Annotated in this window: 14 protein-coding genes and 6 pseudogenes; all 20 read right to left on the bottom strand. The window is 38.0% G+C overall.

The features are described 5' to 3' along the window. Positions 1-314 precede the first annotated feature (314 nt). The 20 genes and pseudogenes from EV146_RS22885 to EV146_RS22790 all read right to left on the bottom strand — a co-directional run bounded on the left by EV146_RS22885 (position 315) and on the right by EV146_RS22790 (position 16,844). Complete coding sequence (locus EV146_RS22885; protein WP_132011066.1) at positions 315-1,922, bottom strand: DUF4179 domain-containing protein; 1,608 nt, start codon at positions 1,920-1,922, stop codon at positions 315-317. Further along, positions 1,897-2,469: pseudogene (locus EV146_RS22880) on the bottom strand (RNA polymerase sigma factor). The gene EV146_RS22885 and the pseudogene EV146_RS22880 overlap by 26 nt, the downstream one beginning before the upstream one ends. 253 nt (positions 2,470-2,722) lie before the next feature. Beyond that, a pseudogene (locus EV146_RS22875) lies at positions 2,723-2,933 on the bottom strand (TetR-like C-terminal domain-containing protein); the annotation flags it as partial. A 748-nt stretch (positions 2,934-3,681) separates the two neighbouring features. Further along, positions 3,682-4,647: pseudogene (locus EV146_RS22870) on the bottom strand (cation diffusion facilitator family transporter). Between the two features lie 19 nt (positions 4,648-4,666). After that, positions 4,667-5,002: an ArsR/SmtB family transcription factor gene (locus EV146_RS22865; RefSeq protein ID WP_132011065.1), complete on the bottom strand. Its 336-nt coding sequence runs from the start codon at positions 5,000-5,002 to the stop codon at positions 4,667-4,669. Between the two features lie 135 nt (positions 5,003-5,137). Continuing rightward, positions 5,138-5,359: pseudogene (locus EV146_RS22860) on the bottom strand (glutaredoxin family protein); the annotation flags it as partial. Between the two features lie 170 nt (positions 5,360-5,529). Beyond that, positions 5,530-6,234: a hypothetical protein gene (locus tag EV146_RS22855; RefSeq protein WP_132011064.1), complete on the bottom strand. Its 705-nt coding sequence runs from the start codon at positions 6,232-6,234 to the stop codon at positions 5,530-5,532. Between the two features lie 168 nt (positions 6,235-6,402). Further along, positions 6,403-7,038, bottom strand: coding sequence for an NAD(P)/FAD-dependent oxidoreductase (locus tag EV146_RS22850; protein WP_132011063.1), 636 nt, complete (start codon positions 7,036-7,038; stop codon positions 6,403-6,405). Positions 7,039-7,642: 604 nt separating this feature from the next. Further along, on the bottom strand, positions 7,643-9,190 hold the full coding sequence (locus tag EV146_RS22845; protein WP_132011062.1) for a multicopper oxidase family protein: 1,548 nt from the start codon (positions 9,188-9,190) through the stop codon (positions 7,643-7,645). Positions 9,191-9,212: 22 nt separating this feature from the next. Further along, positions 9,213-11,630, bottom strand: a complete 2,418-nt coding sequence (locus EV146_RS22840; RefSeq protein ID WP_132011061.1) for a heavy metal translocating P-type ATPase — start codon at positions 11,628-11,630, stop codon at positions 9,213-9,215. Positions 11,631-11,718: 88 nt separating this feature from the next. Continuing rightward, positions 11,719-11,955 carry a copper chaperone CopZ gene (gene copZ, locus EV146_RS22835; protein WP_132011060.1) on the bottom strand — a complete coding sequence of 79 codons (237 nt, stop codon included), beginning with the start codon at positions 11,953-11,955 and terminating at the stop codon, positions 11,719-11,721. Between the two features lie 167 nt (positions 11,956-12,122). Next, positions 12,123-12,332 (bottom strand): copper chaperone CopZ, encoded by a 210-nt coding sequence (copZ, locus tag EV146_RS22830; RefSeq protein ID WP_132011059.1) that lies wholly within the window; start codon positions 12,330-12,332, stop codon positions 12,123-12,125. 81 nt (positions 12,333-12,413) lie between these two features. Beyond that, positions 12,414-12,743, bottom strand: a complete 330-nt coding sequence (locus EV146_RS22825; protein ID WP_132011058.1) for a metal-sensitive transcriptional regulator — start codon at positions 12,741-12,743, stop codon at positions 12,414-12,416. A gap of 552 nt (positions 12,744-13,295) precedes the next feature. Then, positions 13,296-13,502, bottom strand: coding sequence for a copper ion binding protein (locus EV146_RS22820; RefSeq protein WP_132011057.1), 207 nt, complete (start codon positions 13,500-13,502; stop codon positions 13,296-13,298). A gap of 11 nt (positions 13,503-13,513) precedes the next feature. After that, complete coding sequence (locus EV146_RS22815) at positions 13,514-13,846, bottom strand: metal-sensitive transcriptional regulator (protein WP_181215943.1); 333 nt, start codon at positions 13,844-13,846, stop codon at positions 13,514-13,516. 602 nt (positions 13,847-14,448) lie between these two features. Beyond that, positions 14,449-15,105, bottom strand: a complete 657-nt coding sequence (locus tag EV146_RS22810) for a carboxymuconolactone decarboxylase family protein (protein ID WP_132011055.1) — start codon at positions 15,103-15,105, stop codon at positions 14,449-14,451. A 240-nt stretch (positions 15,106-15,345) separates the two neighbouring features. Beyond that, a pseudogene (locus EV146_RS22805) lies at positions 15,346-15,517 on the bottom strand (PadR family transcriptional regulator); the annotation flags it as partial. Next, a pseudogene (locus EV146_RS22800) lies at positions 15,512-16,251 on the bottom strand (translocation protein TolB); the annotation flags it as partial. The pseudogenes EV146_RS22805 and EV146_RS22800, both read right to left, overlap by 6 nt. Positions 16,252-16,313: 62 nt before the next feature. Then, a complete protein-coding gene (locus tag EV146_RS22795; RefSeq protein WP_132011054.1) occupies positions 16,314-16,541 on the bottom strand; it encodes a hypothetical protein in 228 nt (75 codons plus the stop codon). A 54-nt stretch (positions 16,542-16,595) separates the two neighbouring features. After that, on the bottom strand, positions 16,596-16,844 hold the full coding sequence (locus EV146_RS22790) for a hypothetical protein (protein ID WP_132011053.1): 249 nt from the start codon (positions 16,842-16,844) through the stop codon (positions 16,596-16,598). Between the last annotated feature and the right edge of the window lie 486 nt (positions 16,845-17,330).

The raw sequence follows: 17,330 nt of genomic DNA, 5'->3' as shown, positions 1-17,330 counted from the left end.
CCCACAATCGGATCTGCCTGGCTAATGGATTCATCACTCCACATCACGCATCTCCTTGAATGATTTTAATAGATACAACAGATGACTGAACCCATAATAGATTATGAGCAAAGCAGACTATTTATTTTATTAACTATTCATTACAAGGTTTGCCACATGGAGGATCTTGATTCCCCTTTCGCTGCATCTCTTACCTAATACTACCAACTTTATTGACAAGGGACAATAGTATCTGTCCTATTTGATCAGCTATAAAAGGCGATGGTAGAGGTGATTGGGGTCCATTTTTAATATGCTTTCAATGGAGTACACTCCTATTTATATAACGGAACTCTCCATGGGTTTTTCACTTTTTCATATCGAGTCACAGATAACAATTGCAGAGTCAATTCCTCAGGAACTTCTTTCATTCCGTAAATAGTAAGGGTAGTATTGGTTTTAAAGCGGCCATTTTCATCTTTTTCATCAAGAATTCCCCCACTGTGGAACGCTTCATGTACAGTACCTTTTTCATCGACCAGTATCCAGGTTCCCAGGTCGGAAGATAAGGCTTCCTTGCTCCCTTCCATTTCAATTTTGAACGTCCGCTCCACTTCAATCGGGATAAGTGCCTTGCGCAGTGAATATTCGTTTTCCATATGCGCTTTTTTAACAGTCATAAAATTTCCTTCATATTCAAATAAAAGTGGCTCATGCTTTAATTCCTTAGGCTTTATGTTAATAGGGAAAGATATCGGAACTGTTTTGATCACCCCATCTAACACAAAAGTAAACTGTTCTCCTTTATGATTCGGGAGGAACGAGTCGTTCCATTTGACATGTCCAAGTTCCCCGGTATCTTCTCCAGTTCCTTGTAAAAGGCCGCGGTCACTCGGGTGTCCCTGATTGAAAAAGGTATTATGATGTAATATTGCCTTCCCCTTTTCATTTTCAATATGATACTGGATTGCAGTACCAAAGCCTGTGAATGAATGGATGTTTTCTTTTCCGAAGGTATCTTCCAGCCTTTGAACCTGTGCTTTTATTTTGGCTTGTTCTCCATGGGTTAAATAAGTATCATACATGATTTCATTTGAGGAAGGAGCAAATTGAACTTCTCTTAAGTGAACGCCCACCCCATTTGCACTCGTTTTTTGATCCGGCAGAGTGAGTTTCGTTGTCAGCTTCTTGCTTTCTTTTAAATTAATTGGGATCTCTAATTCCCAGTTCCCTGTTCTTCGATTTAGTTCATTTAATTCAAACTTAATGGTCAGTGCCTCAATGGACTCCAGCTCACGCAGCGAAAATTCAATCAATCCATAATCTGATCCATCTGACCAGCTCATGCCCAAGTTTTCGATAGTGTTTCCATTCTGGTCGAATGCTTTAATGGTATTCACGGTATCCCCTATATCCAAATGTGGGTTTAGTGCTTTCCCTTTTTTATCTAATATTTGATAGGACAAAGCGACCCTTGAAGAATCGGCTAAAACATCTTCCACTTTAAACGTTATTCCCTGGTCGGTTACTTCTTGGTTGACGCGATTCGCAAGACCCGCTTCAGAGGCTTTCCTCAACCCTTCGTCCACTTGTTCAGTAGAGAAAAAGCCTCCAACCCACTGTGCAAAACTCGGATGTAAGGTCGTTGTTAATCCCGCTGCCAAAAGAGCAGCTGCAGCCGGAACCAAAAGACGTTTCCATGTTTTCTTCTTCTTTGCTTCATAGGGCTCAAGCTGATCCAGTACGTTGGCCGCAAAATCATCAGGTAATGTCGGTGTACTTAGCGTCTCTTTAAGGAAATGGTGTTCATTTGAATACAAATTCATCAGTTGTTTACAATGGTCGCAAGTTTCTATATGCAGCTTTATCGATTCATATTCAGTTTCCTCCACGATCCCGTCAAACCAATTTTCCAGTTTATCGCTCGTTGGACAATTCTTCATGAAAGTACCCTCCTTTTTCCTGCTGGATGGTTTCTCGTAACTTTTTCTTGGCACGGTGAAGCTTGTTCCGGACAGTCGCTAACGGGAGATTCAGCAACTCACCGATTTCGCTGTAGCTTAATTCATTTACATATCGAAGAAGAATGATCATCCGCTCTTCATCCGGAAGGCACCCAATTAGTTTTTCAAGCTGTCTATTTCTTTCTTTCTTTAGAAAAATCACTTCGGGATGATTAGAATCCCGGATATGGTCTTACCTCATTTCATTCTCTATCGTTTTATGACGTTTCTTTCTAAATTCATCCATACAGTGATTGATGGCCACTCGGTAAATCCAGCTCGAGAAAGAGCCTTTCCCATCGAATTTTCCAAGTTGATGATAAACTTTGATAAAGGCTTCCTGAACCAAATCTGCTGCATCCTGCTGATTTCTCGTCATTCGCAAAATCGTTGCATATAATGGATCTTTGTATTTATTAATAATCTGAGCATAAACTTGTTTATTTCCTGACAGCACTTTATTGATCCACTGCAATTCTTCTTCCATATAAACCTCCCTCTTGCCATCTTCCATTCATTTCCTCATCCAACAAGTATAACGGGTTTTGCTGCTGAATCATTTCACGTTTTTTAAAAAAAATTGGAATTCATTCAGCATTTTAGTAATCATTTTTTTGTTTTTAACATCGGCGAAACAAAGAAGTAACTACTTGCTTCAGTGGTACTCCGTACGTCGTATATCCATCTAAAATAACAAAAGACCAGGTATCTGCTACCTAGCCTTTTGGATTAATAAACTTCTATACAATTTGATCCAGCAAGTCTCCTACTTTTTCGGACATTACGCGAGGCGGATGAGGCATTCCATTCTGTAACCACCACTCCATTCCCCCGACGTAAGCATTTGCCACAAATCGAACAACAACATCCTCATTTTGTCCGTGATTTTTTTCTTTTTATTATATCCACATCTTTTTTGAACTCTTCGGTATTGAACTGCAGGAACCTACTGATTTAAAACCCTTAAACGGGACACCTGTTATATTGACTGCCCTTTACATACCTAGATGCCCCTATTGAACAAGAATGAGGACTGCCTGAGCAGTCCTCTCTTTAGATCTCTAACATGTTATTTAAAAAAATACATTTACACCTTTATGACTCCAACCTGAAAATCGTCCTCGTATATAATTTTTCCAGGATTTTTGCTTTTAGTGATTGTTAATTCTACACCGTACTTTTTTAAAACTTTAAAATAAAAGTCTAAATCCACCCATAGTGCGCTAACATTATCATTCGCTTTAAACCAAGTTGTTGCTCCGATTGAATTGCCATCAGAATAGAAAGGAGCATTCCTGTTAGAAGGATTTTCGGGGACTTGAAATAAAAAGAGCCCTCTTGGTATGATGCGGGGTGTCAAATCGTGTGGCGAAATGACCCCTAACTTAGTTAACCAAGGAGGACTCCAAAGTGGATTTTAAACAAAATCAGAAAATAAATCAAGTCACTGAAAAGACACTCGTAATTGGAATTGATATTGCGAAGCGAAAACACTTCGCTTGCTTTTTTCGTTAGGTCTGATGCTTTATTATGTACATTTTTACTATTAAGACCTAGTAATTAATGATTTCTCCATAGATGTAGCCATCTGAATATCTTCATTTATTTTGCAAGATAACAATACGCATTTACCTGCTCACCAAATTTAAATTCCCATTCCTTATATATGTTTTTTTCAGTGATTCATCAAGAGTCCCTGTCAATGGTGATGGTGGTGATGGTGTCCGGCTGAATCGGATTTCACTTTACACAAAATCGAATTGTCATGCAGATGGGCAGGTGTTTCTAATTGAATAGTCATATGGTGAATATTTTTGTGTTCGAGGTCATGTTCGATTTGATGTAGCAATCGCTCACTTTCAGTAATGGACATTTGACCATCTACAACTGCATGGCAAGATAATGCATTTAACCCGCTTGTAATTGACCAAACGTGTAAGTCATGAACACTAAGAATTCCCGTTTTATTTTTGATTGTTTGAATCACATCGTCGACATCAACATTTTGTGGCGCCCCTTCCATAAGTACATGGAGTCCTGATTTCGTAACATAATAACCGCTGCGTAATACAAGTGCAGCAACAATGACACTTGCTAATGGATCTGCCCATCCCCAGCCGAAGAATATGATGAGTAATGCAGCAACAATCGCTCCAATGGAACCAAGCATGTCGCTAATCACATGCAAATATGCCCCGCGCATATTTAAGTTTTCTTCGACATCCCCGCCGCGCAGTATAATCCAAGCAACAAGGATATTTACTACTAAACCAATTGTAGCGATGATTAGCATTCCAGTTGAAGCAACTTCGGGTGGATTTTGAAAACGTTGGATAGCTTCATAAAAAATATAAATGGCAATTAATACGAGTGTCACCCCGTTAAGAACAGCTGCTAATATTTCAAATCGTTTATACCCATATGTTTTACTATGATTAGCAGCCTTTTCCCCAAGTGTAATTGCCTATAAGGCAACCCCTAGTGAGATGGCATCACTTAACATATGTCCTGCATCAGATAATAACGAAAGGCTGTTGGTAATGAATCCTCCAGTTGCCTCAATAATCATATAACCAGTAATAATAATAAAACTTATCATTAACGTCTTTTTATTTGCACCATGTGTATGGTCATGTCCATGATGGTGTTCATGATTGTGTCCCATTTAAAACTCCCCCCTTAACTTAATGATGCACAGCATGCTCAATTGCCTGTTTCAATAAATTCATGACGTGATTATCATCTTCCGAATAAAACAAAGTTGTTCCTGCTCTTCTATATTTGACCAATCTTAAATTTTTCAAGAAACGCAATTGGTGGGAAACACTAGATTGGCTTAAATTTAACGTCTCCGCAATTTCATTGACAGAATGCTCCCCTGAACATAATAAACTCAAAATGCGTATTCTAGTTGGGTCGCTTAACGCTTTGAACGTTTGCGAAACGATAAACAACGTTTCTTCATCCAAATGCTGCGCCACTTCTAAAAACGCCTCTTCATGTTTCTTCTCTTCATTCATTCATTTCACCCCTCTTTAACCATATCATATGAATATATGAATATATAATCATATTTACATATATAGATTAGGGTATTATCCACTTAATGTCAATCAGAATGCTTTAGAAAAGGTTTGCTAGGCAGCAAACCTTTTTTAATTTATACCTAAAATACTTTTGATTTTATCTAAATTATTCTCAAATCCTATTAATACTTTTGATTTCCTCGGTATTCCCAGTATGGATTTTTCTTTAATAACAAAAGCTGGAACAACTCTAGCACCTGATACTTTTTTTAAATCTTCTTCTTTACCAGGTAATTTCGTTAGGTCAAATTCTTTATAAGGTATATTATGTTTGGAAAGAAACTCTTTCGCCGCTTGACAATCAGTTCAAGTGGGACGGGTATAAAGTTCCATTCTCATCTATTTCACCTCCTTGGTTTTATCTTTGATGGTAAAACTTCCCCTCAAAATAATATTAAAACCAGACATTTGAAGAGTTTGCCTTATATCTAGCCGCCGTAGAATATCTACAAGGGCCTAATTTATTTCACATTGATAACAAAAGGATAAGCAATTACCCGCTCTCCAAATTTAAATTCACTCCATATCTTATAAATTCCTGGGTTACTAAATTGTGTTTCAAAGACAGTTTTATCATCAGAAACAGGATGTACATGAATGAATTGCGTTACACCCTCATCAATAATGATCACATGGCCTAAGGCCCCAAGATAAGGGTCTGGGTCACCGCCCGATATTTGATACGTTAAAATAGTTGGTTTATTAGTCACCAGGGAATCTATTTTAAGTTCGACTGTTTTATTATTAATCGTTTTTTCTAAAATTTCATCTGGTTTTAGGTGATTGTCTACATGCCCTTGGGTGTGAGAATGGCCAATATGGAGGTCTATAGGCATAATTTGATACCCCACGTTTTTAGCATTTATATCCACGAAAACTTTATACAAGCCATCTTCCAGGGTTATTTCCTGTTGAAAAACCCCATTCCCTTTATCTACAGGATGCAAATGATAAAATTGATTTAGGTCTGAACTTACCATAATTAAATGCATAATTTTTTCATGACTTACTGCCAGCTCTGGAACATTATTTTGCTTGTCCTTAAGACTAATACTGAGAAGGTTCCCTTTGTAGTCAACTGCAACATTAACTTCATTCTCCATATGGATGTGTCCTGAATGATGAGTTCCATGATGATGTGATGTTCCATGATTATGTTGATCCATCTTTCAATACCTCCAATATTCATTATAACCATACCACCGTAGGGTTTATTAATGGTCTACCTTTTTACCCTGCAGATTAAACCAAAATTGTAATATTTGTTTCAATATTTCATTTTTATATTCTTTCCTCAACAGGTTACATTTATATCTCTATTTATTATTATTATGTTATTCGTATCCCACTAATTGACTCTTTAGGTTTTCAAATCCATAACGATTAATAAACTTGAAAAGCGGTTCCCTCTTCTTGCCGTGTTCGGCATAGATATTTATGATTTTTTCGACAGCCTCATAAAGTTGTTCTGGAGTTAGCTGCTCCATTATTAAGATTCCCATTTGGGCAATCTTTCCTTTTCCATATCCTCCAATATATAAATCATATCCATCTCTCACTTTCATTACGCCGATGTCATTGACTAGTGGTTCCCCACACCCAATCGGACAACCCGTATAAGCAGGTCGAAGCGTAAAAGGAACTTGTTTACCTGCTATTCGCTCATTAAGTTCAATGGCTACAGGCATGCCTTCTTCTTCCGCGCCTTTACAAAAATTGCAGGTTCTTAAGCTTTTAACATAATTCCCAACAGGATAACAAGACAACCCCGCTTCCCTGAATTGTTCTTTTACAAATTCCACTTTACTTTCAGGAACTTCAATGTAAAGTTGCTGGAAGGTTGTTAACTCTAGTTCTTCACCATCAATCAAGTGCTCAGCAATGACACCCAATTGCTTGGCATTTAGTTTTGCACCGAATGATATCCCACCGTTAACAGCAAGCTTCACTTTTTTTTCTGTTTGATCCATATAAAGTTTCACATCCTTCTCATCTATTTTTATATCGATTTAATAAACAACTAATTGCTCCTTGGTTATCATCCAATCACCTTTTTTTTGATTCATTTTCTCTCATCCATTCATACGATTGCATAAATAGTGGTGACATAACGGCCCTACTGCGTAACCTTCGAATTTCTTTTTCTTTTTTGATACAAGGATCCGGCAAACGTCACCATAAATATCATTGACCACCAAAGAACTTTTAAAGGCCTCATAAATTCAACCCCTTTAAATATTCCTGAAAAATAAAACTGCAATTATGAAAGTTGTATAAATTTAAAATTTAAAAAAGAAAATAGTGAAAAATAATTCTCAAGAATTGGTATTGATTAAAAGTCTAATTAGCTCTCGTTTGATCTCTTTCAAATTACATCTTTATCGAATATCTTTGTTGATTATAAGAATCTCTACTGATGGTTATAAGAAAAGGATTCTTTTTACATTTATTTAATGCTTAAGAGTACTAATGAGAGAGTTGAAAATAGGCGTTAATAGACCAATTCTGAAATACGATAAATAATTTGAGGTTTAAATATTATCTTAAACTTTGTTTTAAATCCACAATGGACAATTAATCCACTTTAATTTGACCCATCATTCCATTATCTTCATGCTCTAGAATATGACAATGGAACATGTAAACCCCTTTTTCAGGGAACTTAACAGCAATCCCTGCTTTTTGTCCAGGTTTTAGGGAAATGGTATCTTTTAAACCTGATAAATTTTCAGGAGGCTCCTTTCCATCAATCGATACAACTTGGAATTGGGTACCGTGAATGTGGAATGGATGGTTCATGCCTCCCATTGAATCTTTTACATTCTCGATTTCCCATACTTCGGTTTCGTTTTGTTTTTGAGTAAAATCAATTCGATTTGGATCAAACTTCTTCCCGTTAATGTTCACATCTTTACCCATACCTGCCAATTTAATTGTTTTTGTGACTTTTTTATTTTTTATTTCATTCGAAAGGGTAAGATCATTTAATGTTTTTGCTTCTTTGGTTGTTTTTGTTTGTGGATGACCTTGGGATTCTTTCAAATGAATTGGCAGAATCTTTGTGTTGTCTTCATTAACCAGTGTAACTGCATTTCCTTTCACTTTTGTTAGATCGACGATCACTTCGGCTCGTTCAGAGGGTGCAACTTCAATCTCTTTTGTAGTGTTAGGTTTATTTAAGAAACCACCATCGCTTGCGATTTGTTGAAATTCCATATTATTATCAAAGTGTAGAGTGAAGCTTCTCATATTGGACCCGTTTAAAACGCGAAAACGGACTTTTTTACGATCTATTGATAGTCTTGGATCAACCACACCATTAATCAAAAGCGTGTCTCCTGTTGTTCCATCTTCATTCATCACTTTTTCATAATCCAGTTGGTTGTCTTCTGTAAATGTTTTATCTTGAAGAATAATCGGGAAATCATCTACTCCATAAGCTTTTGGAATATTTAATGTTTCGCTGTTCGCATCATCAATATAAAGCATCCCCGCTAAACCTTTAAACACTTGTTTTCCTGTTTCATGCATAGGGTGTGGATGGAACCAAAGTGTAGCAGCATTCTGTTGAACGGTAAAATGAATGTCTTCTGCTTCGCCGGGTTTTAATACTTTATCAGGACCACCGTCTTCATTGCCAGGTACTTCGAGACCATGCCAATGGAAGGTAGTATCTTCATTTAAATCATTAACTAAATCAATCTTAACGTCCATTCCTTTTTTTACCCGAATCACAGGTCCTAAAAAGTCCCCATTATAGCCATATGTCTTTGTTTTCGTTCCATCGAATATTTCATAAGTCCCTTGCTGGGCTCGAATGGTATATGAAATGGAATTGTCATCTTCGTGATCTGGTTTAAGTAACTTGGGAAAAATCAATTCATTTTTCCCAAGACTACTTTTTAATTCGGTAAATGATTCGTGGCTCATATCCATGGAGGAATGATCCATCCCCTCCATGTGCATGGATGGATCATTTTGATGATTCATGTTTTCTTCTTCCTGATGATTTGTATGTTCATCTGTTTTGGGATTTACACTGGCATACACACTGTAACCTATGATAACTACCCCAAGGTACACGATAGCTGAAATCGCCCAAATTAATATGCTTTTTTTCATATCAAATACCTCCCTTCTACATTTACCCCTTTAACTTAATCCGCTGTAATCTCAGTGCGTTGAGAACAACGGATACAGAACTGAAAGCCATCGCTGCACCTGCTAACCATGGAGCCAGGAAACCTGCTGCTGCGATTGGAATTCCAATGACGTTGTACGCAAGTGCCCAGAAAAGATTTTGCTTAATATTTGTGATTGTCTTCTTACTCATGAAAATCGCATCAGCAATGCTGGTCAAATCACCTCGTATGAGGGTAATGTCTGCAGCTTCCATTGCGACATCGGTACCTGTACCGATCGCCATCCCGATATCTGCTGTCGCAAGTGCTGGGGCATCGTTGATTCCATCCCCTACCATGGCCACTTTTTTACCGGCTTGCTGAAGCTTCTTGACTTCTTCCGCCTTGCCTTCTGGCAAAACTTCTGCAATGACTTTCTTGATTCCAACTTGGTCCGCAATGGCTTTTGCCGTCTGAGTGTTATCCCCTGTAATCATGACCACTTCTAAGCCCATTTTGTGCAAACGGGCAATGGCTTCTTTGGATGTTTCCTTAATGGTGTCGGCGACGGCGACCATGCCTGCGTAGCGCCCATCGATGGCGACTAACATAGCCGTTTTCCCTTGCTTCTCCAAGTTCTCCATTTTGGCTAGCACTTCTTGAACATTGACATTGTATTTCGCCATGAGTCTGCGTGTCCCGATCAGTAACTCCTTACCATTCACCGTTGACTGGATGCCGAAACCAGGAATGGCTTCGAATGTATCAGAGGACCCAAGGGTAATCCCTTTATCTTTTATCCCTTCCACAATGGCTTCGGCAAGTGGATGTTCCGAGTTTCTTTCCGCCGTACCAACAAGCATAAGAAATTCGTTTTCATCCATGCCCTCTGCCAAGATAACATCCGTCAAAGATGGCTTACCATTTGTCACTGTTCCTGTTTTGTCAAGGATAATCGTATCTAAACGATGGGTGGTTTCAAGGTGCTCCCCGCCTTTGAATAAGATCCCGAATTCAGCTGCACGGCCCGAACCCGCCATAATCGAAGTTGGTGTCGCAAGGCCAAGTGCACAAGGGCAGGCAATAACTAGAACTGCAATGAACTTCTCAAGGGCATCGGCAAAATCGCCGGGGTTTACAGCGAAATACCACACAAGGAACGTAATAATCGCTATACCCACTACAATCGGTACAAAAATACCTGAAATTACGTCTGCCAAACGTTGGATGGGTGCTTTGGAACCTTGCGCCTCTTCCACCACTTTAATGATTTGGGCTAGTGCCGTATCTTTCCCGACTTTTGTTGCTTTGATTTTCAGGAAACCATTTTTATTGATCGTTGAGCCAATAACATTATCTCCAATCGTTTTATCAATTGGAATGCTTTCACCCGTCAGCATTGATTCGTCAAGGGCTGACCTGCCTTCCACAATCTCACCATCGACCGGTACCTTTTCACCTGGTTTCACATAGACAATATCCCCTTCTAAGACGTCTTCAATTGGGATGATCATCTCTTGGCCATCACGAACGACTGTCGCATTTTTCGCCTGTAGGCCCATTAACTTCTTAATTGCTTCGGACGAACGTCCTTTTGCCTTCGCTTCAAAAAGTTTCCCTAATAGAATTAAGGTAATGAGAACCGCACTTGTTTCATAATAAAGCTCGACCATGTGGGCGTCTGAGCCGATCGATGCTATGCTTAAATAAAGGCTATAGAAATAGGCAGCCGATGTTCCCAATGCAACAAGAACATCCATATTGGCGCTCTTGTTTCTTAACGCCTTATAGGCTCCCACATAAAACTGTCTTCCAACGATAAATTGAACTGGTGTTGCGAGGGCTAGCTGTACCCAGGGGTTCATAAACATGTCAGGCAACCAAATGAATGACGTAAATTCAAAGTGGCTGACCATTGCCCACAATAATGGGAATGATAAAATGGCAGAGAAAATAAACTTTCCTTGTTGCTTTTCGATCTCTTTTTGTCGATGATCAACCTGTTCCCCTGCATTTTCTTTCTTTTGTTCAAGTGTATATCCTAGCTTTTTAATAGCTTCTTTCATATCCGGGACTGAAACTTGATTGGGATCATATTCCACAAGAACGGTTTCCAATGCAAAGTTAACCCCAGCTTTATTAACGCCATCCATTTTATTTAAACGTTTTTCAATTTTATTGGCACAGGCCGCACAGGTCATTCCTGATATATCAAACTCAACTTTATCGCTTACCGTGTTATACCCTAGAGACTGAATTTTCTCCTTAAACTTGCTTACATCAGTCTGTTCTGGGTTATATTTTATTGTAGTTCTTTCAAGGGCCAAATTGACATTTGCATCTTCTACACCTTCAAGTTTTTTCAGCCCTTTTTCAATTCTTGTTGCACAGGCCGCACAGGTCATTCCTGTTATTTGAAGGGTTGCTTCCTTCTGACTCATGTTTTCTCACTCCTAGCTTTTTATACTATGGTGGGGTATATGGTATCCCGAAAGAAATCGTGCTGAGAATCAGCACGACCTATTTTTTTTAATGGGAACTTTGACCTTGGATAGGCTGCTCTTCGACATCATACCCCTGATCTTCAATCACATCTGTAATTTCTTTTAAGCCCACTGCATTTGAATCGAATGTCACATCAACTTTTCCTTCAGCAAGATGAACCTTTACAGATTCAACACCATTTAGTTTTCCTACATTTCCTTCTATTGAATTAACGCAATGTCCACAAGACATCCCTTGAACGTTAAGTGTTACTTGTTGCATAGGTGATTCCTCCTTATATGTTCTGTTTATCACTTAATAACCATACCTCTGTAGGGTAGAAAATAACCAATCACTTTATTTTCCGTTTTTTTAAACAACGGTTAAAGACTCTTACAATGTCAGGGTCATAATCTCTCAACCGTTTACTCACACCGCGCGGGGTAAGTTTACTCTTTGACATCGTACCCCTGATCTTCAATCACATCAGTAATTTCTTTCAAGCTCACTGCATTTGGATCAAATGTCACATCAACATTTCCTTCAGCAAGATGAACCTTTACAGATTCAACACCATTTAGTTCTCCTACATTTCCTTCTATTGAATTAACGCAATGCCCACAAGACATCCCTTGGACGTTAAGTGTCACTTGTTGCATAAGTATTTCCTCCTTGAATGATTATTTCATTTTCATATTCATAAATACCTTACCATTGTAGGGTATATATATGTCAAAAAATTATTTTGTAATTTTAGAAATGGTGGTTAGAAACTCTTTCACAATCTCAGGATCATCTTGTTTTAAGCGTTCAATCACACAAGTGTTAATATGACTCTCTAATAAGACTCGGGAAACAGAGTCTAATGCCGCTTGAGCAGCTGAAATTTGGTGTAAAATATCATCACAATAAGTTTTTCTCACCATCATATTTTTTATTCCTTTAATTTGACCCTCTATCCTGTTCATCCTTTTAATGAGCTTATCTTGTAAGTCATTAGGATAGTTCCCTCGTCCTTCATCTTGTGTGCTGCAACATGTTTCATCAGAAAGTATCATCAAGTCGCCCATTCATACATTCTCCTTTCGATTACCGATTGAAGTAAGCTTGTTATCACAATTTTAATTTACCATACCCCCGCACGGTATGTCAACATATAAAATTTAATACCTGAATTCATTGCTGGTAACACCTGGGTACTTCCTTAGAAGCATATTTATAGGAATTAATGATACACTGAATCGCTTTGTCTAAGTTTTCAATGCTTATCAACGAAACATAACGAATACCTTTTGCTTGGATGAATTAGGAGCAACACAAACAGCTCAATCAATAGCAAATCTTGATAGATAACAAATAACATGAATATTCAACACATTTTAAATTTATTGCTCAGTAACTTGATTCTTTTTGCCAACTGAAAGACAAAAAGATAGAACTTCTGTTTTTGAGGATTGGAATTCGAAGGGGGCCCAGGGTGGTTGGACTCGTACCCCTCTACTATATGTAAACCAATTTTTAGGTTGGAGCCCTCTTTTATTTATGTATGCAACAACTGCAACGGCACTATAAAAAAACAGAACGTGCTAATAGAAAAGGCACGTCCTGCTTGCTTACTTGGATTACTCTACGTTATATCCCTGGTCATCAATTGTCTCTTTAATTTTTTCTAAGTAGGCTGCGTCCGCGTCAAATTGTACAGTTACCTTAGCATACTCAAGGGCCACAAAAACCTTTTCCACACCTTTAAGTTCGCCAATGCTGCCTTCAATCGCTTGTACCCAGTGTCCGTAGGACATCCCCTTAACATTTAATGTAAATTTCCATATGAATTCTCCCCTTATTTTTTCATTAATTTCTGTACGGTAACCAAAACCTCATCCAGGACTTCAAGGTCTCCCTCCTGGATTCTTTCCACTACGCAACTTTTCATATGCCCTTCGAGCAATATTTTGGCCACACTATTCAATGCCGACTGGGTGGCGGATATTTGGGTGATTACATCATCACAGTAGGTATCTTTTTCAATTAATCCTTTAATCCCCCGAATTTGGCCTTCTATTCGGTTCAATCGGGTAACAAGGTTATTCTTTACTTTATCCGAATGGTGGCTCTTTCTGTCATTGTGTTCCAATGAACAGCAAGCTTCTTCCAATATTTCTCCATTAGGCATTTTTCCAGACATCGCATGGCCTCCCTTTTCTTTTATTGTAGTATACCCCCCTAATGTACGTAAAGTATACACAAGGAAGTCAACCCAATGTTCAGACTTGAATAGCCACTTACTGGACCAAGCCGTTGATTCCCTCCATTGTTCATTCACTACGCCCCTTAAGAAAAGCTTCCCTAAAAGGAAAGCTTTATTTTTTACTCGTAACAGTCTCAATCCGTTCAAAGTAACAATCAGGGTTGCCCCCATATCGGCAAATATTGCAATCCATAGGGTCAGCCAGCCTGGAATGACAAGGAGTAAGCAAGCAATTTAGAAACTTTCCATGCCATTTTTCTTCATAGAATACTTTAAATACTAATGATTTCCAGAGTACAGATAACCCCATTTTCCCTGACTCTACCCTATTAGAGATTGTTTTTTCAAACATACACCTGCCTAATCTTCTTATAAAGAAGCAAAAAAGGCCGCATTTCGCGACCTATATAGCCATTCTAAAATAATTTTATCAAAAAAATAAATATTTATATTCGTAAGTTTGCCCGCCTATGGAGGTGAACGAAGACCCATAAAGTATAAAGATATATGAATCTTAAATCTCTATTTTATGAATCATATGCATTTAAGGCATTCACACTGTGAGCTAAAGCTGAACCTGCTTTTAATGCCGTTGCAACCATAATAGATTCTGCTAGTTCTTCCTTTGTTGCATTTGCCCGTTTTGCCCTTTTCGTATGATCGGCAATACAGTATGGGCATCCCGTTGTATGTGCAACCGCAACCGCAATCAATTCCTTCTCTTTTACGCTTAAAGTACTTTCTTTCATTGCTTTTCCATCAAAATCAACAAATGACTTAAAAACTTCTCCATTGAGTTTTGAGAATTCTTTTATTCTATTAAAATATGATGCTTTATACAATTCTTCGTCTTCATTTTGATCGTATGCATTTAAGGCATTCACTCCATGAGCAAGCGCAGAGCCTGCCTTTAAGGCAGTTGCAACCATTATGGCTTCAGACATTTCTTCTTTAGAAATATCCTTCGATTTTCCTTGTTTAACATGAAGTTCAATACAATAAGGACAGCCTGTTGTATGAGCAACCGCAATGGCGATTAATTCTTTTAGCTTTTTTGTTAGTTTCCCTTCTGCTAATGCCAGTCTGTCAAAATTCATGAAAGCTTTAAAAACATCTGGTACAAGATCATTTAATTCTCCAATACGGTTAAAATATGATTTTTTATACAATTCTTCTTTACTCAAAGTTTTCCCTCCCCATTTTCTATACTTCTTTTTTCAATCGTATTAGGAAACCTATCTTCTATGCCTATTATTAACCCTTACGCATGACCATCACCTTTTGTTTTAAAGGCAAAGTTACTTTCTGAAATATCGGTTTGTTATTACAAAACAAATTTACCATACCTCCGTTGGGTATGTCAACATATAAAGATATAATACCAGTTATCGGTTCCTGGTATTTCTCAATTAAAACCCCCCAAATTATGAATTTAGCAATCCTTTGGTTATGCTGATCATATGCTGCATCCTTAAGAAATCAATCTTAAGAACTCTTTGCCTTTTTCTGTGATTACATAAGTTTTTCGCCGCTTATCTTCAATTTTGACAGCTCAATCAATCCTTGCTTTAGCAAGTTTTCTATGGCTCCATAAAGAATCTGTTTTTGTTCTTCGGTTTTCAAATTGATTGCATAAAGGGAGGTGAACATGGTTGGAACAGGACCTTCATCCCATTCCTTGTTTTCCTTCGCGCGGGCCACAATCACCTTGTCTGGAGAGAACCATGGTAAATCAAGGTCTACATACCCTTCAGGTGTATATTTTTTTGCTGATGAAAGATTGGCATATTGGCAATGGCTGTCTTCTCGTTTTCCACCAAAAACCTTCCTTCTCCTGATATGTAGGCGAGCTGATTGGCGGCAGGTGCCCACTTGATCAAGTCTTCATTGATCAGCATTATTCCGATTGACTGAAAGTTATCTCCTTTAGCGGATAGAATACATAATGTATTGCTGTCATTTGCCCAAGAAGCTTACCCACTTCCCATCGCAACTCCACTTAAAAAAATTTGCATTAATGGCAAAAAGATCAGTGGTATTTGTTTGAATGGTATAAAAGTGCTCCATTTTTTCGGGTTAAGATTTGCATCAACCGGTATTTTAAATAGGGCAACGGTCCCCACCCTGTAGAAAGTAGATTCGATTGTGAGGAAACGATAAATTCTTTTCCATTTGGGAACCATTCAAAATCGCTGACACCTAAAGAAACATTTTTCAAATCCTTGTGGGCGGCCATCCTTCATTTTTGTAACATTTAAAAGACCATGATCATTGTACGCTAATTGGTTTTTAACCGGTGACCATTTAAAATTTGAGGTTTCGACTCTTAACGTGATGCATAGGTTTTAGGGGTATATACAATACACATAATATTGAGGAAAAAAAAATCAGGCTATCTGTCAGCCTGCTTTTTTCTTATTTTAGTTGCGATCATTTCCGTTAAAAAGAAAACAGCCAGCCCCATCTGAAGAATAGTCAAAGAGCTTGAAATAAACTCTCTTTCGTAAAATGATTCATAGAATGAATTAACTAGTAATATCAAACCCCAGAATACAAAGGTGGCAAAATAGCCAATCATAACGGCTCTGTTATCAATATTTTTGTCAGTTTTAAAAAACATATAGCCTCCTGATCCACTCTAGCGTTTTTTTTCTTTGATTCTATAGATCTATCTTTAGATTCCCCATCTGTAAAAAAAGACATAGTTCATGCCTAAGAAAAAATAGCAGTTGATGATGGATGGAATCATTTCCTCAAGCACCCAGATATCGATCCCATTCGTAAGAATAGGTAGAAGTGTAGAAAAACAGAAATAAGTAAAATAATAGACCAATATCCCTTTGATCCCATTCCCGTATTTAGAGTGAAAATGTTCCCCTATCATGATAGGCAAGTATATAAATCGATTCTCATATTCATCCATGCCTTAACCCCTAACTAGTAATGATTGGGATAATTAAATAATACCAAATGTTTGTGTATGTATGGGTGATTCAATAGCCGAAGAGGACGAATCTCAGCGTAAACTGCGAGGAAGTTATTCTTTATGAAGCCAATGAAGACGATACTCTGTGAAAACTGCGCGGAAAGCAGTCTTCATGAATACGATGAAGAACAAATTCAGAGGAAATTTCAAGAAAAGCAGTCTTCATATAGTCGATGAAGACCACTTTCAACGGAAATTGCTAGATAAGTGGTCTTCATGAAGCCGATGAAGACCACAATCGTCGGAAATTTCAAGATAAGTAGTCTTCATAAAGATGATGAAGACCAAATTCAGAGGAAATTCCAAGGAAAGTGGTTTTCATGAAGACGATGAAGACCACAATCGTCGGAAATTTCAAGATAAGTAGTCTTCATAAAGATGATGAAGACCAAATTCAGAGGAAATTCCAAGGAAAGTGGTTTT

The sequence above is a fragment of the Mesobacillus foraminis genome (assembly GCF_004340465.1).
Lineage (GTDB): Bacteria > Bacillota > Bacilli > Bacillales > Cytobacillaceae > Mesobacillus_B > Mesobacillus_B foraminis.
Note: the sequence above shows the minus strand (reverse complement) of the source record. Positions and strands in the feature narration are given on the sequence as shown.

Coding starts and splice junctions, on each gene's coding strand:
- EV146_RS22885 (WP_132011066.1), bottom strand. CDS start 1,922: ATGAAGAATTGTCCAACGAGCGATAAACTGGAAAATTGGTTTGACGGG.
- EV146_RS22865 (WP_132011065.1), bottom strand. CDS start 5,002: ATGAATGAAGAGAAGAAACATGAAGAGGCGTTTTTAGAAGTGGCGCAG.
- EV146_RS22855 (WP_132011064.1), bottom strand. CDS start 6,234: ATGGATCAACATAATCATGGAACATCACATCATCATGGAACTCATCAT.
- EV146_RS22850 (WP_132011063.1), bottom strand. CDS start 7,038: ATGGATCAAACAGAAAAAAAAGTGAAGCTTGCTGTTAACGGTGGGATA.
- EV146_RS22845 (WP_132011062.1), bottom strand. CDS start 9,190: ATGAAAAAAAGCATATTAATTTGGGCGATTTCAGCTATCGTGTACCTT.
- EV146_RS22840 (WP_132011061.1), bottom strand. CDS start 11,630: ATGAGTCAGAAGGAAGCAACCCTTCAAATAACAGGAATGACCTGTGCG.
- copZ (WP_132011060.1), bottom strand. CDS start 11,955: ATGCAACAAGTAACACTTAACGTTCAAGGGATGTCTTGTGGACATTGC.
- copZ (WP_132011059.1), bottom strand. CDS start 12,332: ATGCAACAAGTGACACTTAACGTCCAAGGGATGTCTTGTGGGCATTGC.
- EV146_RS22825 (WP_132011058.1), bottom strand. CDS start 12,743: ATGGGCGACTTGATGATACTTTCTGATGAAACATGTTGCAGCACACAA.
- EV146_RS22815 (WP_181215943.1), bottom strand. CDS start 13,846: ATGCCTAATGGAGAAATATTGGAAGAAGCTTGCTGTTCATTGGAACAC.
- EV146_RS22795 (WP_132011054.1), bottom strand. CDS start 16,541: ATGTTTTTTAAAACTGACAAAAATATTGATAACAGAGCCGTTATGATT.
- EV146_RS22790 (WP_132011053.1), bottom strand. CDS start 16,844: ATGGATGAATATGAGAATCGATTTATATACTTGCCTATCATGATAGGG.